We start from the raw sequence: 24875 nt of genomic DNA, 5'->3' as shown, positions 1-24875 counted from the left end.
GCTTTTATACTATTCCTCAAGTTCTATCCATTCCTGTGACCATTCTTCTATTCCGCGAATAATAGTTTCTAAAGCAAATCCTTTTTGAGTTAAAGAATATTCTATACGAACTGGTGTCTCAGGAAAGACTTTACGTTCGACAATTCCTTCTAGTTCTAATTCTTTCAATCTTTCTGAAAGTAATCTTCCGCTAACAGGAAGAGAAGATTCAAGCGTACAAAAGCGCTGAGATCCAGAGAAAAGTTGGTAAATAATTAGTGCTGTCCATCGTTGACTAAAGAATTTCATTCCTTTTTCAAAGCGAGGGCATAATGTAGAATCATTCATTTTCCTTCACCTCCTAAAACAAATTATATAACATCTTACTATTAGTAACAAATGTTTTCATAATTAATTACTTGACATAATTTAATTATGAATTTATACTAACTTACATAAAGTAACTAAGTTGTTTTATGTAACTGAAGTTCTTTTCTTTAAATGGCCAAAGTTGTAATAATACATATTGCATATAAGCTGAGAGAAAAAAGAATATCATCTGTAAAAACACTTACGTTGTGTAAGTTAAACAATAAAAAATATAACGATGGAAGGGAATTTTTTAGAGATTCTCTATACTTGGAGGTACTTAATGGTTACAACAGATACAATTCATATGTTAGAAGATAAAATTAAATTTATACATCAAGATGGAAAGGATATTTATTTAGTAGGTCCTATCAAATTGCCAATTAATTTATATGGGGAGACTAAAGTTTTCCAATGGTATTCTTGGTTGCAATGTAGTGAGGTTACAAATAGTGTAGAAGGAATTATTGAAAAACTTTCATCTATTAATTTAGCTGATATGCAACAATCTAGTGTGCTTGTATATGGTGATTTTGAGAATTCTGAAGATGCCCTAATTCGTATGCATAGTATTTGTCACACGGGTGATATCTTTGGTAGTAAACGTTGTGATTGTGGATTCCAATTAAAGCAGTCTTTACAAATGATTACAGAACATGGTTCAGGTGCTTTATTTTACTTAGCGAATCATGAAGGAAGAGGGATTGGCTTGTTTAGTAAAGCGATGACGTACCTCTTGCAAGAAAATGGGTTAGATACAGTAGAAGCTAATCTAAACCTAGGTTTTGAAGATGATGTTCGAAACTATGATGATACAATTGAAGTGTTAAAAGCGCTACGCTCAAAACCTGTAAAACTTATTACAAATAATCCGAAAAAATTAGAAGCGTTACAAAAAGGTGGATTAAATGTTACGAGTCGTGAACCGTTATGGGGTGATGTCTCAGAGTTTAATGAGAAATATTTGCAAACGAAGATTCAACGTTCTGGACATTTTGAAGGGGGACACTTACATGCTTGAGCATGAATTGTATATGAAGTTAGCACTAGAAAATGCCAATGCTATGAAGGGACAAACCACTCCAAATCCACTGGTTGGATCTGTAATTGTAAATGATAATCGAATTGTAGGGATCGGAGCACATATGAAGGCCGGAGAACCACATGCCGAAATACATGCGATACGTATGGCGGGAGAACAAGCACGTGGTGGTACAATCTATGTAACTCTTGAACCTTGTTCTCATCATGGAAGAACAGGGCCTTGTGCAGAAGCAATTGTACAAGCAGGAATTAAGAAGGTAGTAGTTGCTACACTTGATCCAAATCCACTTGTTTCTGGACGTGGAATTAAAGTTCTGCAAGATGCTGGTATTGAAGTGCTTGTAGGAGTGTGTGAAGAAGAATCTAAAAAGATGAATGAAGTCTTTAATAAATATATTATGACAAAGCGCCCATTTGTAACGATTAAATCGGGTGTTACATTAGATGGGAAAATTGCTACTTCTTTATCAGATAGTAAGTGGATCACATCTACAGAAGCAAGACAGGAAGTACACCAAATACGAAATGAAAATGCAGCTATTTTAGTAGGAGCGAATACTGTCCAAAAGGATAATCCATCATTGACAACGCGTATTCCAAATGGGCGAAATCCAATTCGAGTAATATTGGACTCAACATTACGCATACCAATGAAAGCTAACGTTGTTACAGATGAAGAAGCTCCTACCTGGATATTTACAACAAGTAATCATGCAGAGGAAAAAAAGAAAGCATTAGAAAATGCAGGAGTCAAAGTATTTGTTACTAGCGGAGAAAAGCATATAAACTTATATGAAATGCTTGATGTTTTAGGGCAAAAAGGAGTTTCCTCCCTGCTTATTGAAGGTGGTGGAGAGGTAAATGCTTCGTTTATTGAAAATGAATTGATGGATAAACTTATTTTATATTTCGCACCTAAAATTATTGGGGGCAGATTGGCGCCTAGCTTTGTAGAGGGGACTGGTATTACTAAAATGCAAGATGCAATTGAATTTAAAGATATATCATTTACCCAGGTTGGAAAAGATTATAGATTTATTGGTTACCCAGAATATCGGAAAGATGAGAAATAAGGAGAATAAAAACTACTTATATTTTCCGAGAAATGGATTGCAGAAAGGAGCGATGAAGAGTGAAGTTTGGATTTGATATCGATGATACATTAATTGATTTAAGGCAGCATGCTTTTCATTTATATAATAAAAAATTAAACAAAAAAGTAGGCTTGGATGTATTTCATTCTTTAAAAACAATTGAAATTCATGAAGCATTTGGCATGACTTCGGAGGAAGGTAGTCATATGTGGAATAGTTTGCTGGATGAGATTTATTATACTTCTTGTTCACCGTTTCCGTATGCAGTAGAGACATTGCAAGAATTAGAAAGACAGGGACATGAAATATACTATATAACAGCGCGGCCTAAAGAGCATGGAGAGCAAACAAAAAAATGGTTAATAGAAAAAGGTTTTCCGGTACATGAAGATCGCTTTTTCTATGGAATGAAGGATGAAGAAAAAATACACTTCATACAAGAAATGAAATTAAACTATTTCTTTGATGATAAGCCGGCTGTCTTAGAAACATTAATAGGAAAACCGATAAATGTGTATGCAAAAACTACTTCTTACAATCAACATCTCAATATCCCGCGTATTACAACTTGGACAGAGTTAGGAAATATTATAAAGAAAAGTATGTAAAGATTTAATTAGGAAATCAAATAGAGGCAAGACATAGAATTAATAAATTGTAAAAGTTTAGGTATGGATATTATCGAGAAGAAAATTGACTTTTTCATGAGTAAAAAGATTCTAGTTATGAATTCAATGACAAGTGTAACAATATGTATGAATCAAAAAACACGAAGACTTTAAAGTCTTCGTGTTTTTTGATTCATGTCTGAAAGAGAAGAAATAAAAGTGTGAAATTGTATGATATTTAAACAATTAATACTAAATATTTGTATATGTAAAATTACATACGTTAAATGATTGATAATCATGAATTAATGTAACTATAATAATTACACTGATAAATAACTTACTGGCCATAATTATAAGTGAGGAAGGAGGAATTTGTTTTATTGTATTTTGTATATAAAAAAATAGAAAAGGAGATATGCAAATGAAAAGGTTACTTGTTATAGGCATAATGTATACAATGTTTTTCCTCGTAGGAAATATACACTTACTTGCTGATGAACGAACAAATATAAAAGAAATTACTAGTTTAGAAGAGTCTACTTGGATATTTCAGGCGGGCATAAGTAAGGGGAAATATCATGATCGACAAGATTTAGGGTTTATTTTGCAGAGAAATACCCCATTAAAGGTAAGACAAACGAATCCTAATTTTAAAGACAAATTAACATTACGTTTATTGTCTAATGACTCAAAAAACGAAAAATCCATACAAATAGGAAATGAATGGGTTACTATTCAAGGTGATACGCCTTTAGTTCCTTTCATAGATACTCCGTATGGTGAAGAGCGCGCTATACTTGAGTACCAAGTAGGGAATAAAAGTGCTATTAAACCTCTTCCAATTTATAAACAACAAGGAAGTGTATCTGAATTTTTTAGTACATGGGATCAATTTGATGGAGAGTATGCGTTAATTCAAGGGGAGAGTTTCCAATTATTTGTACCTAAAAAAGATAAAGAGTTAGTAAGATCTTTAAAAGATTTTCAATCGTTGGATGAGTTAATTGCGTATTATGAAGATATTTTTGCGATGTATGATTCAATTATTGGTTTAGATGGATCAACGGTTGAAAATAAAAAAAGTCAAAATCATTATTTCTTAAAAGCAGATATATCCGGTGCTGGCGGTGCCTATTATGGCGCAAATTGGACAGCGAATAGTACAGATAGTACAAAGATGTGGTTAGATAAACTAAGTTGGGGAACTTTACATGAAATCGCTCATGGATACCAAGCTGGTTTTGATAATCAAGGAATATTTACAGGAGAAGTTTCTAATAATCTATTTGGTGTTCAATATCAATATAGTAAATACGGCAAAAAAGCAGATCAATTTGGTTGGTTGTTTAATTTTGGGAAGAAGGAACAGGTAGAACGGAATTTATACAATGCTCTAATGAAAGAAAATAAAAATTATGATGACTTAGATTTACGACAAAAACTTATTCTTTTAACGATGGCGAAACAAAAAGCTGGCGATGAAGCTTTTGCAAAAATGTATCAAGGTTATCGAAAACTAGCTAGCAATGCTGCTTTCAAAAAAGGTGACCATTCTTTACCAGATTTAATGAATCAGTATTATAGCGAGAATGCACAAGTTGATTTTACACCTGTTTTTGAAAGATGGGGCTTTAAGCTTAATCATAAACAAATAGAGATGAATAGGGCGAAAGGTTTTCCGGCTGTTACTTCTTTAGCTTATATAGTGCCTGAATCACAATTAGCGAAAGCAAGAGCTATAGTTGATCCTGATATTCCGATAAACTCCAACTTCGAAATAGTTACGAATCAGCAAATTGCTTCACTTGGGCTAAAAGGGAATTTGCATATCCATTTAAATACAAATGAAATAGATACATTGAAAGGAGGAAAAATTAAATTAAAAGAAGGGAATACAGTTATTCAAGAGAAAACAATTGAAACAACAGATATCAATTTACAAGACGTACCAAATGGAGTTTATACAGTTGAGATTTCAGGTGGGAAAACGGATAGTATGTGCCATTTTAGTTCGTATTATGCCTATGTAAAAGAAAAAGATAATAGTCTAACGATTGATGTTAACGAAATGAAAGTGAGTAAGTTGGTAAATGAAACGATTCAATTCCTAGGACTAGGAGATGACCAATTCGCTGCATTAAATACGGATTTAGAGCAAGAGAAAGCTGTTTTTACAGTTACTACTAAAACACCTCATAGCTATTATGCAGGTGAAAAATATGCATCAATAGAGGTGTTTAATGATAAGGGTGAAAAAATTTATACGAAGGAAATGGAAGGAACAAATGTAACGATTTTAAAAGATATCATTCCACTAAAAGAAGGATATAGAATTAAAATCTATCATGATGAAATAAAAAAAGATTAACTAGTAAAGCTACTATTATTAATCCTATGAATAAAACAAATGAATTTATAATGACAAAATGGGGATTGAAAAATACTTATTTGCAAAATAATCCAGAGGAAAATCTTATGCAAAGAATTGATGAAGAAATGGAAGTGATTATAGGCAATCTGTTTTTAAAAGAGATACCAATGCAAAAATTAGAAATGAAAAAGAATGTGTGGATGGCAATAAATATGTTATCAGAACCACAAAAAATAACGTATATGAATAAATATAAAGATAGCTTATATAATAATTGATTTTTGAGAAATGAATTGAATCTAAAAAAGTAGCAAACTATGTATGTAGAGGTATGTAAAAACGATTGACTATAGTTAAAATTTTTATCTATGCTTAAAATTCCAAAATACATTTATTTAATTATATAATACGATTATAAGGGGGTAAGAATATGAAGAATTTCGTAAAGGTAGGTTTAACTACAGGAATGGTGTTATCGGCGATTATGCCTTATGGAGGAGTACATGCGGCAACAGAAGATTTAAAAGTGGAAACAAAGGAAGATGCGTTCCGAACAGGTAATTTAACAGCACCTTCTCAAAAATCGGCAGAAAATGTAGCGAAGGATGCGCTAAAAGGAAAAACAGAACAAGCATTATCATCAAAGCAAGTTAATACTGAATCAAAAGTTAATTATAATGTTACGCAAAGTCGTAAATCTTATGATGGTACTACCTTAGTACGTCTTCAACAAACATATGAAGGACGTGATGTATACGGATATCAACTAACAGCACATATTAATGATGATGGTGTACTTACGAGTGTTTCGGGGGATAGTGCCCAAGATCTACAACAACAGGAAGATTTGAAACAACCTATTACTTTATCAGAAGAGGATGCAAAGAAACAGCTTTTTAACATTTATGGGGATGATCTCACATTTATTGAAGAACCAGAAATTAAACAAGTGGTATATGTAGATGAAAATACAAATAAAGCTACAAACGCATACCAAATTACTTTTAGTGCATCTACACCTGAATATGTATCTGGTACAGTGTTAATTGATGCTTTTGGTGGTAATCTATTAAAAGAACTCGTTCAAAAATTGGGTATACAAGTAGATAGTAGTGTTGTCCAATCTGCGACAGCAAATAAATCACAAGATCCTTCAAAATTAACAGGTACAGGAAAAGATGACTTAGGTATGAATCGTACGTTTGGAATTACACAAAGAAGTGATGGAATGTACATTCTTGCAGATTATTCTCGTGGTAAGGGAATTGAAACATATACTGCTAATTATAAAGATTATAATAATTATAGAAGAAATGTATGGGGTTATCTCGATGATTTAGTAACAAGTAATTCTACAAATTTTACAGATCCTAAAGCAGTTAGTGCCCATTATTTAGCAACGAAAGTATATGATTTTTATCAAGAAAAATATGGCCGTAACAGCTTTGATAATAATGGGCAAAAAGTAATTTCTGTAGTTCATGGTTGGAACACAAATGGTACGAATAAAGGAAATCCTAAGCAGTGGTTTAATGCATTTAGTAATGGAGCTATGCTAGTATACGGAGATCCAATTGTTAGAGCATTTGATGTGGCAGGACATGAATTTACACACGCGGTTACAAGAAATGAGTCTGGACTTGAGTACGCAGGAGAAGCTGGTGCAATTAATGAGGCTCTATCTGATATTTTAGGAGTAGCGGTTGAAAAGTATGCCAATAACGGAAAGTTCAATTGGACAATGGGAGAACAATCAGGTCGTATTTTTAGAGATATGAAAAACCCATCATCTATCTCTTCTAGATATCCAGAGGATTATAGACATTATAATAACTTACCTATTGATGCTGACCACGATCATGGTGGTGTACACACCAACTCTAGTATTATCAATAAAGTAGCTTATTTAATTGCTAGTGGTGGAAATCATAATGGAGTAAACGTACAAGGCATTGGAGAAGATAAAATGTTTGATATTTTCTATTATGCAAATACGGATGAATTAAATATGACTTCTGATTTTAAAGAATTAAAAGAAGCTTGTATTCGTGTAGCAACGAACTTATATGGTAAAGACTCATTAGAAGTACAAGCTGTCCAACAAGCCTTTAAAGCAGCTTATATTTAATACTATTGTGATGAATTCCAAACCCTTTTATTTTAATATAATGATTAATTTTTATATATAGACAAAAATCTTGTAGAATTTTTCTGCAAGGTTTTTTAGAATGCCATTTTACTTCAAGTGTTATTATCTCGAATTAATTGGTAATTTGGATAAATAATAAGGTGTTTTTAAATTACTCTTTCTTAAGTGCATAAAACATCTTATAACATTGGACAATAAGATGTATTATATAGTTTTTTAGTTAATTAGGATAAAAATAATCCTATAACTGTATTTAAGAATATGTAATTTTACACTCTTTTCTATGATAGAAAAGGAGACTACGTTAATAAATATAAAAAGTTAGAAATTATAGTATATAGGGCACTTTTTTGTTCCTATGGAACTTTAAAGTGCGTAATTTTCTTTCTAGTTAATATAGATCATAATGGTATTTACTAGTTGGTTTTAGCTTTACTCTGCTGTTGATGTGATTTTTTAACATTACAATGATGCAGAATGATTTGAATTAGAAGTATCAAGTAGATCTAAATATTGATAATTTTGATTTTTAATTAAGTACAGAGTGAAATAGCTACATAATTTTCGTTTATACTCTTTTGAGAAAAGAGTGAATCTGCTTATTTTCTGTTAAAGATAAGAGAAGTGAACGAAGATATAAACGTAATTATTTATTCCAACATAGTCAATAATCTAGCACATGAATCTGGGAGGGATCTATATGCATATGCAATTAAAAGGAAAAACAGCACTGGTTACTGGATCTACGGCAGGGATTGGAAAAGCAATTGCCACTTCATTAGTAGCGGAAGGAGCTACTGTCCTTATTAATGGACGCCGTGAAGAAAATGTTAATCAAACGATAAAAGAAATTCAAGCGCAGTATCCTGATGCTATCCTTCAACCCGTAGTAGCTGATTTAGGAACAGAACAAGGGTGCCAAAATGTGATTGAAAAGTACCCTGAAGTAGACATTCTTATTAACAACTTAGGAATTTTTGAACCTGTAGAATATTTTGATATCCCTGATGAAGATTGGTTTAAATTGTTTGAAGTCAATATTATGAGTGGTGTTCGACTTACTCGCTCGTATTTAAAAAAAATGATTGAAAGAAAAGAAGGAAGAGTTATCTTTATTGCTAGCGAAGCAGCCATTATGCCATCTCAAGAAATGGCTCATTATAGTGCGACTAAAACGATGCAACTCTCACTTTCTCGCAGTTTAGCTGAGCTGACGACAGGAACGAATGTGACTGTTAATACTATAATGCCTGGTTCGACTTTAACGGAAGGAGTGGAGACTATGTTAAATAGTCTTTATCCTAATGAGCAATTGACAATAGAAGAAGCTGAGAAGCGATTTATGAAAGAGAATCGACCAACCTCTATCATTCAAAGACTTATTCGACCAGAAGAAATTGCTCATCTTGTCACTTTCTTAAGTAGCCCACTTTCTTCAGCAATTAATGGTTCCGCGTTGCGAATAGACGGGGGATTAGTACGTAGTGTATTTTAATAAATTAAAAACAACATAATATTCTGTTGAAGGTAAAGATGGTAAGACGAGTGAATTGTATTTTATCTATAAACGGAAATATACAAAAAGCAAATTGCGATATGAAAACAGCCGGATTTTCTACTATAAGAAAATCCAGTTGTTATTTTTGGACTTGTTGTAAAGGATGAAAAGCTTTTAGCGCTGTGGCATCTCTCATGTTAAATTGGTAATCAAGAAAAAGGTATGCTCCATTTGAAACATACCTTTTTAGTTTGCAATTTTATTTATTTGTATCTAGCTCGTCTTGATTATCAAATTTCTCTAAAACCTTTAATAAAATAGTTAAGATAATTGTGGATACTATCGCTATAATTAAAATGCCATGAGGTGATAGTTGAACCGAAGTTAATCCAACTTTAGCTATGCCAAAATATCCTACATAAGTAGCTAAGAATGATGTAACCACTGAAATCGTAAATCCTAAAAATCCTAATTCATCTAGTTTCTTTTCAGGTAATCCACATACACTTAAAATCTTAGTAAAAATAGCAGCTACTATGAATAACTCGATGGACAGAATAAATAATGACATGACTCCAGAATATACAATTTCATCTGGCATCCATTTCCCTAATGCTAGCATTAGAAGAGCAGGAAGGGAGAGTGGTAAAAATAGTCCTAAAACCATGACTATGATTTCCATTTTATTTGGTGCTTCATTATTATTTTGATTGCTCATAAATCCTCCTAAATAGTAACATGAATGATAGTCTCATGAAGAGTTCAACATATACTATCACATTAAATTAATGAATTTAATATTATTTTTTATTCAGAAAATGGGGTGCAATTGAGGTCCTCAAAATATGGGTTATTTTCGTATTTTAACTGTAAGAAATTATATAGTTGGATTCAGCTGGGGTTTTCAAGGATTAGATAGTTCAACAGTAAGTTTTAGATATATAGGTTCTTATGGAAGAGGGACAGCAATTTGAAGTTTTTGTAATTCAGATATATCAATTACTTTTCCGTTGGACATGTATGTAACATACATGTAGAGGGGATTAAAAAAAATAAATAAAGTTACATAAATTGACCTTTATGCAACTTTATTATTCTTCCTATGATCGCTAGCAGCATGAAATTTGATAAATGATGTTAGCAATAAAGGAGTTTTATTTACTCTGTTACTTTCTAGCAACGAGCAATCGTTATTTTTATCGGATTTTAGTTACCAAACGTTTTTCAACACTATTTTCCCAATTGCTACTTTCGACTCCAAATACTCATGTGCTTGTGCAACTTCATCAAATGTAAAAGATTTAGAATCTAGCAATGGACGAAGTTTGCCTTCTTCTACAATTTGCGTTATTTTCGTTAAGATTTCTCCGCAATCATTACGTTTATCTGTATGTAATATTTTTAACGCCATAAAAGTAACGTGCAGAGAGAGTCCTTTTGCGTGTAAAGAAGAGAGGTCATGTGTTGAACGAGCAGCAATTGTTACGACAGTTCCATTGACTGCAGCAGCTTCGAAAGAGTTATCGAGGTTCTTGCCACCTACTGTATCAAATATAACTTCAAATCCGTTGCCATGCGTATGTTTTTGAACATATTCTTGAACAGATTCTTCTTTATAATTAATAGCTATGTCTGCTCCTAGGCGATGGGCTATTTCAATTTTGTTCTGCTGAGAAGCAGTTGTAAAAACTTTAGCACCTGCCCATTTAGCTAGTTGAATGGCTACGTGTCCTACGCCACCAGTAGCTCCATGAATGAGCACATTTTGACCTGATTTAATATTTGCACGATCAAATAAAGATTCCCAAGCCGTAATTGCGACTAATGGTAGAGCAGCTGCTTCTTCCATTGTTAAATTGTTAGGTTTGTGAGCAATCAATCGTGCATCAGCAAGCATAAACTCTGCAAGTGCACCACCAGTTTCTTTAAAACCTCCGGCACATCCATATACTTCATCACCAGTTTTGAATTTTGAAACGCCTTCTCCTACTTCTATAACAATACCTGCTACATCACCATGCAAAATAGCTGGAAATTCAGGAGCAACTGATGAAACAGCGCCACTACGCATTTTTGTATCGATTGGATTTACACTAGTTGCTTTTACATGGATTAGCACATGATCTGGTAAAAGTTTCGGTTTTGAAACTTCTTCTAATTGAAATACAGATGAATCCCCAAAAGAATGGATAATTTGTGCTTTCATTTTTTCGTACCTCCTGTTCGTGGTTATAGCATAGCAAAGTACAAAAAATAAGTATAATATTATGATTTAGTTAAAAAATTAACGCCAGTTAGCGTTTCACTTAATTCCCAAAGCATTGCTGCATATTCTGTATTACAAGCCCAAGGTCTAACTCCTGATGGATCTGGATTGTCAGCAGAAACAGCTTCTGCGATATCAACATTTTCGCAATACACGCCACCTTTATTATCAAGTTGATTATTAACTGCACACCATACAATTGTAGCGGCTCCTTCTGGGATACTTTTACATTCTTCATCGTATTTTACTAAAGCGCGATTTCCATGCTCGTCGAGTGCTCCCATTGAACGCATTTCTTCATCAGTTAAATTTCGAGATAAACTTGTGACAATCGTTCCAGGGTGGGCAGAGAATGCACGTACATGAAATTCTTTACCGCGTTTATCTAATTCAGCCGCAAATAAGGCATTTGCTGTTTTGGATTGTCCGTAAGCTTGCCATTTGTCGTAATGACGATTTGTAAAGTTTGGATCGTTAAAATCAATACCACAAATACGATGACCTCGTGAACTAGCCGATACAACTCTTGCTCCATTAGCTTGAACTAAAGCGGGCCAAAGTCTTGCTGTTAATTGGAAATGTCCTAAATGATTCGTTGCGAACTGTGATTCATATCCTCGTGCATCGCGTTTTAATGGATTAGCCATTATTCCTGCGCCGTTCACTAAAATATGTAGTGGACGATCAGTGTTAAGAAATCTATTTGCAAAAGCATCTATAGAATTTGGATCCATGAGATCTAGTTTTTCTAATTCCACTCGTGCAATATTTGAAATGGCTTCTTGAGCTTGTTCTATTCTTCTTGCGGGTACGATAACTGTTGCACCAGCTTCCGCAAGTACGCGTGTTATTTCAAGTCCTAATCCTGAGTATCCTCCAGTTACAATAGCTATCTTTCCGCTTAAATCTTTTCCACCTAGAGCCTCTTTAGCGGTAGTTCTTGCGCCGAATCCAGAATAAATTGGTTTTTGAATTGTGCCTTCATTATTATTGTTCATCATGTAACTCCGTCTCCGTTCCTTCATTAACTTTCCCTGTTTTTATACGCTCAAAGTGAGTGATTTTGTAATTTATAATATCCACAGTCGATTGCAAATTCGTTAGTTGTATTGTGATTTGTTTTTGATGTTCCTCAAGTATGGCTTTACAAGCTTCATCGTTTTTTTCTCGTGAAAAATTCATATATTCTTGTATTTTATTTAATGGCATTTGTGTTCTTTTTAGATGATTAATGAAAAGTATTCGATCGACATCTAATTGAACATATTGCCTATTATTCCCATTTCTATTAGCTGGGGGAAGAAGGTTGATTTTTTCATAGTATCTAATTGTATCTGTACTTAATCCTGTTTTCTTTGCAATATCTGATATTGTGAATATATCGTTCATTTGTAATCACGCTCCTTTCACTACAAGTGTATTACTTGGAGTCAACTCCAAGTCAATCATTTTGTTTGAGGAATTTTTATAAAGAAAAGGAGATTACGTGAAATAGTGTAGCGCACATGCAAAAGCAACTTTGGAAGTTGCTGAAGGAAGGGGAATTGTTATTTTATGCAGCATACTAATTGCTGAAAGTGATAAGCAAGCATGTAGTATAGGTACTTAAAAGTGCCTACATCACTTTAAAGTACGTACTGTTATTCATGTTATGACCGATTTATAATAACACTCGTAGCACAAAGAAAGTTATCACGATGACAATCGGCAACAATGTGGTGATACAGTATTGCTCATGAATTTTGAGAAGAAATATGAAAAGTAAAGAAAAGCATAGATTTATATGAATGAAGGAAAGTGAGTGAAACACATGGAAAAGTTTGCGAATCATTTTGGATATAATCGTATGTTTGCGAAAGATCAACTTACATTAGGAGTTCACATTCCGATTGAAAATTATCAGTTTCATGCTCCAACGATGGAAAAACAAGTAGAGTTGGTACAAAAAGCGGAACAATATGGTTTTACAGGCGTATGGCTTCGCGATGTTTTACTGCAAGACCCTGACTTTGGTGATCCTGCAACAGGTCAAATTTACGATATGATGATTTATTTAACGTATTTAGCAAGTAAAACAGAGAAAATAGCATTCGGAACGTCGGCAACTGTATTGTCACTTCGCCATCCATTGCGTGTAGCGAAAGAAATTGCGACATTGGAACAACTGTTTCCAGAAAGAATTATGCTCGGCGTTTCATCAGGTGACCGACGTGCCGATTTCAAGGCGTTAGGTGTTAGTCATGAAACACGAGGTGAAAAGTTTAGAGAAGCGTTTGCTTACTTGGAAGAGATTTTGTATAAAAACTTCCCGTCTATCCAGTCGACGCTAGGAGAAGTGAATGGAGCAAATTTAGTTCCAAAACCGTCTAAACGTGTTCCAACCTTTATTACAGGTTTTAGTCAGCAAAATATGGACTGGTTCGCTGAACATGGTGATGGATGGATGTACTACCCACGTAGTCCGGTGCATCAGGCGGCAGCAATTGGACAATGGAGAGAACTAGTAGAGGATTATCATCCAGATGTATTCAAACCATTTATACAACCGATGCATTTAGACTTATCTGAAGATCCAAATGAACGTCCTACACCGATACGTTTAGGTTACCGTACAGGACGTAAGGCACTAATTGAATTACTTGATATATATAAAAGTATTGGTGTGAATCATTTGTTCCTTGCTCTATTTGATGGTCAACGCCCGGCTAATGAAGTGTTGGATGAGCTAGGGGAAGAAGTACTTCCTCATTTCCCTGCATTGTAAAGGAGTGGAAAGAATGAAAGCGATAGGACTTATGCAATATGGAGATAAAAGTGTACTACAAGAGATTGAAATGAAAACACCCCTATTGGGAGAAAACGATGTACTGATTGAAGTATATGCAGCTGGTGTAAACCCTGTGGATTGGAAAATACGTGAAGGTTTACTTCAAGATGTAATTTCTTATGACTTCCCGCTCGTTTTAGGATGGGATGTTGCAGGTGTAGTTGCTGCCATAGGGAAAAGCGTAACAGCATTTAAAGTCGGTGATGAAGTATATAGTCGTCCGGATATTGAACGAAATGGCGCTTATGCAGAGTATGTGGCAGTAGATGAGAAGTACGTAGCGAAAAAGCCGAGAAATCTATCCTTTGAAGAAGCGGCATCAATCCCTCTTGTAGGATTGACAAGTTGGCAAAGTTTAGTGAAATTCGCTAATGTTCAAAAGGGGAATAAGGTTTTAATTCATGCTGGATCTGGGGGGATTGGTACGTTTGCTATTCAGCTAGCCAAAAGCTTCGGTGCACATGTTGCAACTACGACTAGTACGAAAAACATGCAGTTTGTAAAGGATCTAGGCGCTGATACTGTCATTGATTACAAAACAGAAGACTTTTCTCTACTCCTGCATAATTACAATATTGTATTTGATGTGTTAGGCGGGGATGTACTAAAGGATAGTTATAAAGTACTTGCACAAAATGGAAAGTTAGCATCTATTTATGGTCCGAAAGGTATGGAAATTCCGCAAACTGAAATAGCAAGAGAGAAAGATATTGAGAGTGACCATATATTTACTGAACCTAACGGATATGAACTTTCTCTTATTACAGGATTAATTGAGGGCGGGAAGATTAAACCTGTTGTAACGCATGTGTTACCTTTACATGTAGAAGGTGTAAAAAAAGCACACCACATAAGTGAGTCAGAACGTACTCTTGGCAAAATTGTATTGAAGAAACATTGGTAAAGTATGAGGTTTTAGAGACAGTATTGTGCTAAGTAGCGAATGAGCTTATATATTCTATTCTGGTGATTGTTTTAAAAGGGAGAGAACAAATGGATTCAATGACATTTCTTTTATTCGGAGCGACAGGGGATTTAGCGAAACGCAAAATTTACCCTGCTTTATACAAACTATTTAGTAATCAACATATACCGCAATCTATTTCGATTATCGGTATTGGCAGAAGGGTAATGTCAGATGTGGAATTTCAAACAAAGGTAGAACAATCCCTTGCTACATTTTCTAGAAGATCTACTGATGACAAATCAGGAGTAGAAGAATTTATTAGCATATTTCGTTATTGTCAAGTAAATACAGCGAATATAGAGGACTATCAAGATTTGTTGAGTCTTGTAAAGAGGCGTGAAACAGAATTAAACATTTCTGAAAACCGTATGTTTTACCTATCTGTTATACCAGAAGTGTTTGATAACGTTGCTTTGAATATTAAAGAGAGTGGATTGTGGGCTACAAAAGGGTTAAACCGTCTTATTATAGAGAAGCCTTTTGATTATAGTGTAACGTCTGCTCGCAAGTTTAATAGAAAATTGATTGAAGATTTTGATGAAACTGATATTTATTATATTGATCATTATCTTTGAAAATGAATGGTAACTAGGAATACACTTAGAAAAGTATTACGAAATAAATAGTATTTAATCCAAGACATTTTTATTGACGATAATAATTTATGTGGTTAATATACTAAACATAAGATTATTTAATTACTAAAAGTAATCAAATATAAATTATTTCGTTAAATTCGATAAATAAGTAAGTTGTGGTAGAAATGCTTTGAATTGCCACTATTAATATTGGGGACAATTAGAAAGCGAAAGGTATAAAAAGAATTGGAATTTGATAACTCTTTGTTTTTTATAAAACATGAGCTTCTGTACAATTCATTTTGAATATATTGACCAGGATTATACAACAAGAGGGGGACTAAAATTGGAATCAATGACCTTTGTTTTATTTGGAGCGACAGGGGACTTAGCGAAACGCAAAATTTACCCCGCCCTATATAACTTATATAGAGATCAAAAGCTTCCAAAGCAAATATCCGTTATCGGGCTTGGAAGACGTCAAGTATCTCATGAAGATTTTCAAAAAAGAATAAAAGAATCAATAGAGACGTTTTCTCGTCAGAGGGAAGAAGGTACTCCGGAACTCGAAGGTTTTTTAGATAATTTTCGCTATTGTCCATTAGATGTGAGTAAGCCGGAAGACTATGAGAGGTTATTAAAAGTCGTTCGTGAAAGGGAAGAAGAACTACATATAAAAGGTAATAGAATGTTCTATCTTTCAGTTGCTCCTGAATTTTTCGAGACAATTGCTTTAAATATTAAGGAAAGCGGACTCGATAAAACGGATGGATGGAAACGTTTGATGATTGAGAAACCGTTCGGGCACGATCTTACATCTGCTCGTGAGCTTAACGATAAGCTTAGTCGAACGTTTGAAGAAGACGAGATATACCGTATTGATCATTATTTAGGTAAGCCGATGATTCAAAACCTTGAAGCATTAGAATTTGCAAATCCTGTTCTCCAATCGATTTGGAATAAAGAACATATAGCGAATGTGCAAATCACAGCGAGTGAAACAGTTGGGGTTGAAGAAAGAGCAGGATATTATGATCAGGCAGGAGCCATTCGTGATATGGTTCAAAATCATATGTTACAAATATTAATGATGACTGCTATGAATCTGCCGGAAAAAATTAACGCATGTGAAATTCGAGAGGAAAAGCGAAAGGTAATGGAAACGCTTCGTAAAGTGAAAAAAGAAGACGTTCACAACCATATCATTCGCGGACAATACGCTGCAGGAGAGATAAAAGGCGGGCAAGTTGTAGCATATAAAGAGGAGCCAGGAGTAAATCCTTCTTCTAACATAGACACATTTGTTGCTGCTCGATTATGGATCGATAATCCATTTTGGACTGGCGTTCCTTTCTATATACGAACAGGAAAACGAATGAAAGAAAAGTCTACTCGTATTGTAATTGAATTTAAAAATACGTTAAAACAACAATATCAAGATAATAATCCAAATGCAGAACCTAACTTATTAATAATTGAAATTAGCCCAGGTGAGAATGTTTCATTACAGTTAAATAGTAAAAATCCATTGAAAAATGGAGAAATTGAACCAATCCGTATTAACTTTACTTGTGAGCAAGCGGATGTGGGAGTACCTGAAGCGTATGAAAGACTCATTCATGATGCTGTAAGTGGAGACGCTACATTCTTTGCGCATTGGAGAGAAGTTGAATTGTCATGGGAATGGGTACAACCAATTCTTGAAGCATTCGAGGAAAACTTATTGCCACTTCATGAATATGAGTCGGGTTCATATGGTCCAGATGCGTCTAATGAACTATTGCAAGAAAGTGAATTTAAATGGTGGTTAGATCAAAAAACGGAAAAATAAGTACTTTCTTTAATGAAGGAATTTAGGGGGACAATTACTATGGCACAAAACATAAATCAATTAGCAGTGAATACACTTCGTACGTTATCAATTGATGCTATTAATGCGGCAAATTCAGGTCATCCAGGTCTTCCGATGGGCGCAGCACCAATGGCTTATGCATTATGGGCGAATCATTTAAATCACAATCCTAATCATCCAAAATGGTTTAACCGTGATCGATTCGTTTTATCGGCGGGACATGGATCTAGTTTATTATATAGCCTACTTCATTTAGCCGGATATGACGTTTCGATTGATGACTTGAAAAGCTTCAGAAAGTTAAATAGTAAAACACCAGGACATCCTGAGTTTGGTCATACTTCTGGAGTTGAAGCGACAACAGGACCGTTAGGACAAGGGATTGCCAATGCTGTTGGAATGGCAATGGCAGAAGCGCATTTAGCAGCGAAGTTCAATAAGGATGGTCACTCTATTATAGATCACAATACGTACGCTTTAGTTGGAGACGGTGACTTAATGGAGGGTGTCGCTTATGAAGCGATGTCAATGGCAGGGCACATGAAACTTGGCAAGTTAATTGTACTATATGATTCAAATGAAATTTCACTTGATGGTGAATTAAACATTGCTTTTTCTGAAGATATTCAGAAAAGGGTAGAATCTGCACATTGGCAATATGTAAGAGTTGAGGATGGAAACGATGTTGATGCTATTACAAAAGCTATTCAATTAGCGAAAGGCAATACGAATCAACCTACTCTTATAGAAATTAGAACCATTATAGGTTATGGAAGTCCAAAAGTTGCTGGAACGAACAAAGCACATGGTAACCCACTTGGAGTAGAAGAAGCGACAGCGACAAAACAAGTGTATGGTTGGCATTATGAGGAAGACTTCTTTGTGCCTGAAGAAGTAACAGCTCATTTTAATGATTTGAAACAAAAAGGTATTGAAAAAGAGAACAAATGGAATGAGCAGTTCAACGTATTCAGAGAGTCGAACCCTGCACTAGCAGATGAATTAGAAAAAGCGATTACAGGTGAGGTTTTAATCGAAGCGAAAGACATTCTATCCTTTGATACGGATAAAATGATTTCCACTCGTGTTGCAAGTGGGGAAGCTATTAACCATTATGTGAAATCGATTCCTTCTATTTTCGGTGGAAGTGCAGATCTTTCTCATTCTACGATGACAGATATAAAAGGTGAAGCAGTGTATGCAGTAGAATCGTATGCTGGCCGAAATATATACTTCGGTGTACGTGAACATGCAATGGGCGCGGCAGCGAATGGACTGGCACTTCATGGAGGAATAAAACCTTTCGTTAGTACATTCTTTGTATTTAATGATTACCTTCGTCCATCTATTCGACTTGCTGCATTGCAAAAGTTACCAGTTACTTACGTATTTACGCATGATTCGATCGCTGTAGGAGAAGATGGTCCAACGCATGAACCAGTTGAACATTTAGCAGCTCTTCGGGCAATTCCTGGTTTAACAGTTATCCGCCCGTCAGATGCGAATGAAACAGCGAGTGCATGGGCTTATGCTTTACAGCAAGCGGATGGTCCAGTCGTTTTAGTACTTAGTCGTCAAAATTTACCGGTATTTGAGGAAACGAAAGCGAACATAGAGAATCTTTCTAAAGGAGCTTATGTATTAACGCAAACAAACGAAAATCCGGATGTAATTTTAATTGCGACAGGTTCTGAAGTATCCTTAGCTGCTAATGCGAAATCAAAATTAGAAGAAGATCATGTTTCTGTTCGCATCGTTGCAATGCCGAGCTGGGAGTTATTCGATCGCCAATCGAAAGAATATAAAGAATCAATTCTTCCGTCTTCTGTAACGAAACGAGTATCGCTTGAGATGGGTGTATCTCTCGGTTGGGAGCGTTATGTAGGGCAGGAAGGAAAAGTACTATCAATTGAAACATTTGGAGCTTCAGGCACTGGAGCTGAAGTCATGAATCTATTTGGATTTACGACAGAAAATGTTGTTCAAATTACAAAAAATGTATTGAATTCTTAAGCTATGACTGTGAATACCTTTCTAGACAAATCAACTTATCAGTGTTGAAAGGTATTCAAGATCGTAGTGATGTGAATTTTTAATAAAAGATGATTTGAGGAGGAATTATATTATGCAAGTAGGGTTAATTGGTTTAGGTAAAATGGGATTAAATTTAGGGAAAAATTTAATGGATCATAAACATGAAGTAGCAGCATTTGATTTAAATACGAGCGCAGTGGAAGAAATGAAAGAGTACGGGGCTACAGGTGTATCTAGTTTAAGTGATCTTGTTCAGTCATTACAATCACCAAGAATTCTTTGGTTTATGGTACCACACGCTGTTGTTGATTCTGTTATTGATGAGGTTACGCCATTGCTTTCAAAAGGAGATATTTTAATTGAAGCGGGTAATTCACATTATAAAGAGTCTATTCGCCGATATGAGCAACTAAAGAAAGATGGCATTCACTTTATGGATGCAGGAACTTCTGGCGGAATGGAAGGCGCTCGTAATGGTGCTTGTTACATGATCGGAGGAGATCAAGAAGCTTGGGACATCGTTGAACCTATCTTCCGTGATACAGCTGTAGAAAATGGATTCTTATATGCCGGAAAAGCTGGTAGTGGTCACTTCTTAAAAATGGTTCACAACGGAATTGAATACGGTATGATGGCTGCGATTGGTGAAGGATTTGAGATTCTAGAGAAAAGTGAATTTGACTACGATTATGAAAAAGTATCAAGAGTATGGAATAACGGTTCAGTCATTCGCTCTTGGTTAATGGAATTAACTGAAAATGCATTTTCTAAAGATGCGAAACTAGATGAAATTAAGGGAGTAATGCATTCTTCTGGTGAAGGAAAATGGACAGTAGAAACAGCATTAGACCTTCAAACAGCAACTCCTGTTATCGCAATGTCTCTATTAATGCGCTACCGCTCATTAGACAATGATACATTTACAGGAAAAGTTGTAGCAGCTCTGCGTAATGAATTTGGCGGACATGCAGTAGAAAAGAAATAAAGTGAAACTTTAATTAGTGGGGGTTCTTCATCCTCCACATTAGCCTTTACCAATCGAACTTTTACGGGAAGAACGACCCCAAACCTAACTTCTTTGCTTCGCTGAATGTTGAGGTGGGGTCTTACTGCTCGGCAAATAGTGGGATAAACATCCTAAACATGTAACTCATCAACGTTTAAAAACTGGAGGGAATTAATCATGAAGTTTTTTATTGATACTGCAAACCTTGAGGACATAAAAAAAGCATATAAACTTGGAGTTTTAGCTGGTGTTACAACGAATCCTTCTTTAGTAGCAAAAGAGGGTGTTAAGTTTGAAGACCGTATCGCAGAAATTTGTCAGGCAGTACCTAAAGTTGAGTCTGTTTCGGCAGAAGTAACGCCAGATGCTGTTACAGCTGAAGAAATGATTGCTCAAGCAGAAGAATTAATTAAAATTAACGGTGGCGATAAAAACGTCACAATAAAACTTCCGATGACGCTAGCAGGATTAGAAGCTTGTCGTTATCTTACTGAAAAAGGTGTGAAAACGAACGTTACACTTATTTTCACTGTGAACCAAGCTCTTTTAGCGGCTCGAGCAGGTGCAACGTACGTTTCTCCATTTTTAGGGCGTTTAGATGATATTTCTGAAGATGGTGTGCTCTTAGTTGCGAAAATTGCTGAACTATTCGATATTCATCAATTAGATACACAAATTATTGCGGCTTCTGTCAGACACCCAGATCATGTAACTCGTGTAGCGATGGCAGGTGCTCACATTGCAACAATTCCTTATAAAGTAATTGAACAACTTGCTATGCATCCATTAACAGATCAAGGCATGGAAAAGTTCGCTGCAGATTGGGCGAAAGCACCTAAATTATAATATATGAAAGTGAAGGAGGCTTTCCGAAAATTGCTTTTCATGAGAGGACAGATTCCTAGGTAACTTCATCGTTTAACTTTTTGGAGTCTTACTACGTGAATACAGCAAGAGAAGAAAGCGTCATGCACTTTAAAAAAAGGACAAATTGCTCGCACGAAGCGTTTATCACAATAACATTATAATTATTAAAGAGAAATCCCCTTATTAGAGAGAGTAGTTAACGTGTATCTCTGATAAGGGAGATTCTTTTTATATAAATCATTATTATGTGAAAACATCTCTTACTCAAGAAAGAACTATATAAGTTCTCTTAATTGTATAGTAATTTTGAAAGGGTTTACATAAAGAGGTGGAACTGAGTATGAATATGTACCTTTTAATGATTACATTATTATCAATTGTAATTGTTATTTTAGGAGTATCGTGGTGGAGATGGCATGCGTTTATTAGTTTAACGATTGCAAGTTTGTTTTTAGCAATTATGTCTGGAATGCCAAGGGATAAAATAGTGAGCGCTTATGAAACGGGAGTCGGAAGTGTTCTCGGGCATTTAGTAGGTATTTTAGTATTAGGTACAATTCTAGGGAAAATGATGGCAGAGTCAGGTGCTGGAATGCAGGTGGCAGAGTTCTTTATTAAATCCTTTGGAATAAAAAACTTACCATGGGCGATGTTAATTGCAGGTTTTATTATTGGAATTCCGGTGTTTTTTGAAGTAGGCATTTTAATATTATTGCCGTTAGTAATTTCTATTCATAAAACAACGAAACAAAATATTTTATTGATAGCATTACCAGCAATTGCTGGGTTATCTGTCGTACACGGCCTTGTTCCTCCGCATCCAGGGGCCATCGTTGCAATTGGTATTTATAAAGCGAACCTTGGGAAGGTACTTCTTTATTCACTCATTATTACATTTTTTGCAGCGATTATTGCAGGTCCTATATTCGCTAAATGGATTCACAAACGTGTAATTCCTGAAAATGAACCAGAATTGATACGTGTAAATACAAAATCAACGAAATTACCAGGAATAGGAGTTTCATTTTTAGTTATATTGTTACCCGTTATGTTAATGGTGTTAGCAGCAGCAGCTCCTTATGTTCCCCTTTCTGATACTTTAATGAAGATTGTCACATTAATCGGTAGTCCTATCATTGCGCTTTTGATTGCATGTTTTGCAGCTTTCTATTTTCTTGGATTTCGTCAAGGTATCGATAAAAAGGCTATTAAGAAGGTAACAGAAGATAGCTTATTACCAATCGGTTCTATTGTTGCGATTATTGGTGCTGGCGGCGGATTTAAGCAAATTCTTATCGATAGTGGCGTAGGGAATGCTATTGCTCAAATGTCTGAACATTTAGCTCTATCTCCAATTGTATTAGCATTTATAGTAGCTGGGTTAATTCGAATTGCGACAGGGTCAGCGACAGTCGCCTTAACAACAGCAGCGGGTATTGTTTCGCCAATCGTTGAAAATACGACAGGTGTGAATTTAGAATTACTCGTCATTGCAACAGGTGCAGGAGCACTCATGTTTTCACACGTAAACGATGCTGGATTTTGGATGGTAAAAGAATACCTAGGTTTAACAGTGAAAGAAACATTTAAAACATGGACAGTATTAGAAACATTACTTTCATTTATCGCTTTTGGAGGCGTTTTACTACTCGATATGTTTGTTTAAAATAGGGATGTTTCTATTTAGATAATTGTGCCATACAACGTTATTAATAGATAAAAGGAATGTATTTTTATGGTGGGATACTGTAGCAATTTTTTGTTAGGAGGAAGAAATGGTGAGCTCAAAATATATGATTGGTGTAGACATTGGGACAACTAGTACAAAATCAGTTCTATTTTCTACTGATGGATCTGTCATTGCAAGTCATGGAATTGAATATCCTTTATATTCTCCTACGCCTGAAATAGCAGAACAAGACCCAGAAGAAATTTTTCATGCAGTAATAAATACGATTAAAGAAACTGTACGATCAAGTAGTGTACAGCCAAATGATATTCTTTGTGTCTCTTTTAGTTCGGCAATGCATAGTATCATTGCTGTAGATGAGAAGGGAAAACCGTTAACGAGATGTATCACTTGGGCAGATAATAGAAGTGCAAGCTGGGCAGAGAAAATAAAGAGTGATATGAATGGTCATGAAATTTATTTGCGTACTGGAACACCAATTCATCCGATGTCACCACTTTCGAAATTAGTTTGGTTACAGAATGAGCAGGCAGAATTGTTTGCAAAAAGTTATAAATTTATTTCTATTAAAGAATATGTGTTTTATAAGTTATATAAAGAATATGTAATTGATTATTCTATAGCATCAGCAACAGGAATGTTCAATTTGAAATCTTTAAAATGGGATGAGGAAGCTCTTCGTGTTGCAGGGATTTCAGATGAAAAGCTTTCTAAACTTGTTCCAACGACGCACAGCTTAATAGGGCTAGATGAAGAACTTGCAAAAGAGATGAATGTACTTGTTTCTACTCCTTTTATAGTAGGAGCGAGTGATGGAGTGCTATCGAATTTAGGCGTAAATGCAATAGATCCTGGGGGTGTGGCTGTTACAATTGGTACAAGCGGTGCGATACGTGCTGTAACAAATTGTCCTGTGACAGATCCAAAAGGTAGAATTTTTTGTTATGCCTTAACTGAAGACCATTGGGTAATCGGTGGACCAGTTAATAACGGTGGTATGATTTTTAGGTGGGCTCGTGACCAATTAGGCACTTCAGAGATTGAACTTGCGAAGCGTTTAGGGAAAGATCCATATGAAGTGCTTACTGAAATAGCAGCAAAAGTAAATCCTGGATCTGACGGTTTATTATTTCATCCGTATTTAGCAGGGGAAAGAGCTCCTTTATGGAATGCGAATGCGCGAGGATCTTTTTTTGGACTCGGATTACATCATAAGAAAGAACATCTTATTCGTGCGGTATTAGAAGGAGTAATTTATAACTTATATACCGTTCTTCTCGCTTTAAAAGAGCTAATTGGCGAACCGAAAAAAATTCAAGCAACAGGCGGTTTTGCAAGGTCAGAACTTTGGAGACAGATGATGGCGGATATTTTTCATCAAGACGTATATGTTCCTGAAAGTTTCGAAAGCTCTTGCTTAGGAGCTGCAATCCTCGGTTTATATAGTTTAGGTGAAGTAGATACGTTACATGTAGTTTCTGAAATGGTAGGTGCGAATTTCCACCATGAACCAAACATGGAAAGTGTGGAAAAATATAAAGATTTAACACCAATCTATATTCGTCTGTCCCGTCACTTGGAAGAAGAATATGAAAGTATAGCAGCGTATCAAAAAAAGTGGGTTTAAAGGCTATTTAGCAGAGAAATATGGTAACGTATAAAGAGGTACTCCA

The 24875-nt window shown here is 35.1% G+C and carries 19 protein-coding genes and 1 pseudogene; 15 read left to right on the top strand and 5 right to left on the bottom strand.

Annotated elements, in window-relative coordinates; genetic code table 11:
* Nucleotides 1-9 precede the first annotated feature (9 nt).
* On the bottom strand, nt 10-327 hold the full coding sequence (locus JDS95_RS01040) for a winged helix-turn-helix transcriptional regulator (protein ID WP_001000106.1): 318 nt from the start codon (nt 325-327) through the stop codon (nt 10-12).
* Nucleotides 328-631: 304 nt separating this feature from the next.
* Between JDS95_RS01040 and JDS95_RS01035 the strand changes: the two genes are divergently transcribed.
* The 6 genes and pseudogenes from JDS95_RS01035 (at nt 632) to JDS95_RS01010 (ending at nt 9112) form a co-directional block, all read left to right on the top strand.
* On the top strand, nt 632-1369 hold the full coding sequence (locus tag JDS95_RS01035) for a GTP cyclohydrolase II (protein ID WP_000258853.1): 738 nt from the start codon (nt 632-634) through the stop codon (nt 1367-1369).
* Nucleotides 1362-2465, top strand: coding sequence for a bifunctional diaminohydroxyphosphoribosylaminopyrimidine deaminase/5-amino-6-(5-phosphoribosylamino)uracil reductase RibD (gene ribD / locus JDS95_RS01030; RefSeq protein ID WP_000889441.1), 1104 nt, complete (start codon nt 1362-1364; stop codon nt 2463-2465). The genes JDS95_RS01035 and ribD overlap by 8 nt, the downstream gene beginning before the upstream one ends.
* Before the next feature lie 59 nt (nt 2466-2524).
* A complete protein-coding gene (locus JDS95_RS01025; protein ID WP_000668230.1) occupies nt 2525-3094 on the top strand; it encodes a 5' nucleotidase, NT5C type in 570 nt (189 codons plus the stop codon).
* A 424-nt stretch (nt 3095-3518) separates the two neighbouring features.
* Nucleotides 3519-5746 (top strand): annotated as a pseudogene (locus tag JDS95_RS01020) (putative mucin/carbohydrate-binding domain-containing protein).
* A gap of 152 nt (nt 5747-5898) precedes the next feature.
* Nucleotides 5899-7596 carry a M4 family metallopeptidase gene (locus tag JDS95_RS01015; RefSeq protein WP_000788187.1) on the top strand — a complete coding sequence of 566 codons (1698 nt, stop codon included), beginning with the start codon at nt 5899-5901 and terminating at the stop codon, nt 7594-7596.
* 721 nt (nt 7597-8317) lie between these two features.
* Nucleotides 8318-9112 carry an SDR family NAD(P)-dependent oxidoreductase gene (locus JDS95_RS01010; RefSeq protein ID WP_000551087.1) on the top strand — a complete coding sequence of 265 codons (795 nt, stop codon included), beginning with the start codon at nt 8318-8320 and terminating at the stop codon, nt 9110-9112.
* A gap of 262 nt (nt 9113-9374) precedes the next feature.
* Here JDS95_RS01010 and JDS95_RS01005 read toward each other — a convergent pair whose 3' ends face one another.
* The 4 genes from JDS95_RS01005 to JDS95_RS00990 form a co-directional block, all read right to left on the bottom strand.
* A complete protein-coding gene (locus JDS95_RS01005) occupies nt 9375-9833 on the bottom strand; it encodes a hypothetical protein (protein WP_000070817.1) in 459 nt (152 codons plus the stop codon).
* 492 nt (nt 9834-10325) lie between these two features.
* Nucleotides 10326-11321 carry a zinc-dependent alcohol dehydrogenase family protein gene (locus tag JDS95_RS01000; protein ID WP_000647242.1) on the bottom strand — a complete coding sequence of 332 codons (996 nt, stop codon included), beginning with the start codon at nt 11319-11321 and terminating at the stop codon, nt 10326-10328.
* Between the two features lie 59 nt (nt 11322-11380).
* Nucleotides 11381-12379: an oxidoreductase gene (locus JDS95_RS00995; RefSeq protein WP_033661342.1), complete on the bottom strand. Its 999-nt coding sequence runs from the start codon at nt 12377-12379 to the stop codon at nt 11381-11383.
* Nucleotides 12369-12770: a MerR family transcriptional regulator gene (locus JDS95_RS00990; RefSeq protein ID WP_000997851.1), complete on the bottom strand. Its 402-nt coding sequence runs from the start codon at nt 12768-12770 to the stop codon at nt 12369-12371. The genes JDS95_RS00995 and JDS95_RS00990 overlap by 11 nt, the downstream gene beginning before the upstream one ends.
* A gap of 421 nt (nt 12771-13191) precedes the next feature.
* Between JDS95_RS00990 and JDS95_RS00985 the strand changes: the two genes are divergently transcribed.
* From JDS95_RS00985 to gntK, 9 genes are all read left to right on the top strand, one after another.
* Nucleotides 13192-14145, top strand: a complete 954-nt coding sequence (locus tag JDS95_RS00985; RefSeq protein WP_144467336.1) for an LLM class oxidoreductase — start codon at nt 13192-13194, stop codon at nt 14143-14145.
* A gap of 13 nt (nt 14146-14158) precedes the next feature.
* Entirely contained in the window at nt 14159-15112 is a 954-nt protein-coding gene (locus tag JDS95_RS00980) for an NADP-dependent oxidoreductase (protein ID WP_000643789.1), read from the top strand.
* Nucleotides 15113-15201: 89 nt separating this feature from the next.
* Nucleotides 15202-15750 (top strand): glucose-6-phosphate dehydrogenase, encoded by a 549-nt coding sequence (locus JDS95_RS00975; protein ID WP_144467307.1) that lies wholly within the window; start codon nt 15202-15204, stop codon nt 15748-15750.
* A gap of 349 nt (nt 15751-16099) precedes the next feature.
* The gene (gene zwf / locus JDS95_RS00970) at nt 16100-17584 is read left to right on the top strand and encodes a glucose-6-phosphate dehydrogenase (RefSeq protein WP_144467306.1); all 1485 of its coding nucleotides are present in this window, start codon (nt 16100-16102) and stop codon (nt 17582-17584) included.
* Between the two features lie 39 nt (nt 17585-17623).
* The gene (tkt, locus tag JDS95_RS00965) at nt 17624-19618 is read left to right on the top strand and encodes a transketolase (protein ID WP_144467305.1); all 1995 of its coding nucleotides are present in this window, start codon (nt 17624-17626) and stop codon (nt 19616-19618) included.
* Between the two features lie 112 nt (nt 19619-19730).
* Complete coding sequence (gene gnd / locus JDS95_RS00960; protein WP_199690162.1) at nt 19731-20624, top strand: phosphogluconate dehydrogenase (NAD(+)-dependent, decarboxylating); 894 nt, start codon at nt 19731-19733, stop codon at nt 20622-20624.
* Nucleotides 20625-20822: 198 nt separating this feature from the next.
* Nucleotides 20823-21491, top strand: coding sequence for a fructose-6-phosphate aldolase (fsa, locus tag JDS95_RS00955; protein ID WP_144467303.1), 669 nt, complete (start codon nt 20823-20825; stop codon nt 21489-21491).
* A 361-nt stretch (nt 21492-21852) separates the two neighbouring features.
* Nucleotides 21853-23178 (top strand): gluconate permease GntP, encoded by a 1326-nt coding sequence (gene gntP, locus JDS95_RS00950; protein ID WP_144467302.1) that lies wholly within the window; start codon nt 21853-21855, stop codon nt 23176-23178.
* Nucleotides 23179-23287: 109 nt separating this feature from the next.
* Nucleotides 23288-24829, top strand: a complete 1542-nt coding sequence (gene gntK, locus JDS95_RS00945) for a gluconokinase (RefSeq protein WP_144467301.1) — start codon at nt 23288-23290, stop codon at nt 24827-24829.
* Nucleotides 24830-24875: the final 46 nt, after the last annotated feature.

This window comes from Bacillus cereus group sp. N24, from assembly GCF_016483345.1.
GTDB lineage: Bacteria > Bacillota > Bacilli > Bacillales > Bacillaceae_G > Bacillus_A > Bacillus_A toyonensis.
This window is presented reverse-complemented; position numbering and strand designations above follow the sequence as displayed.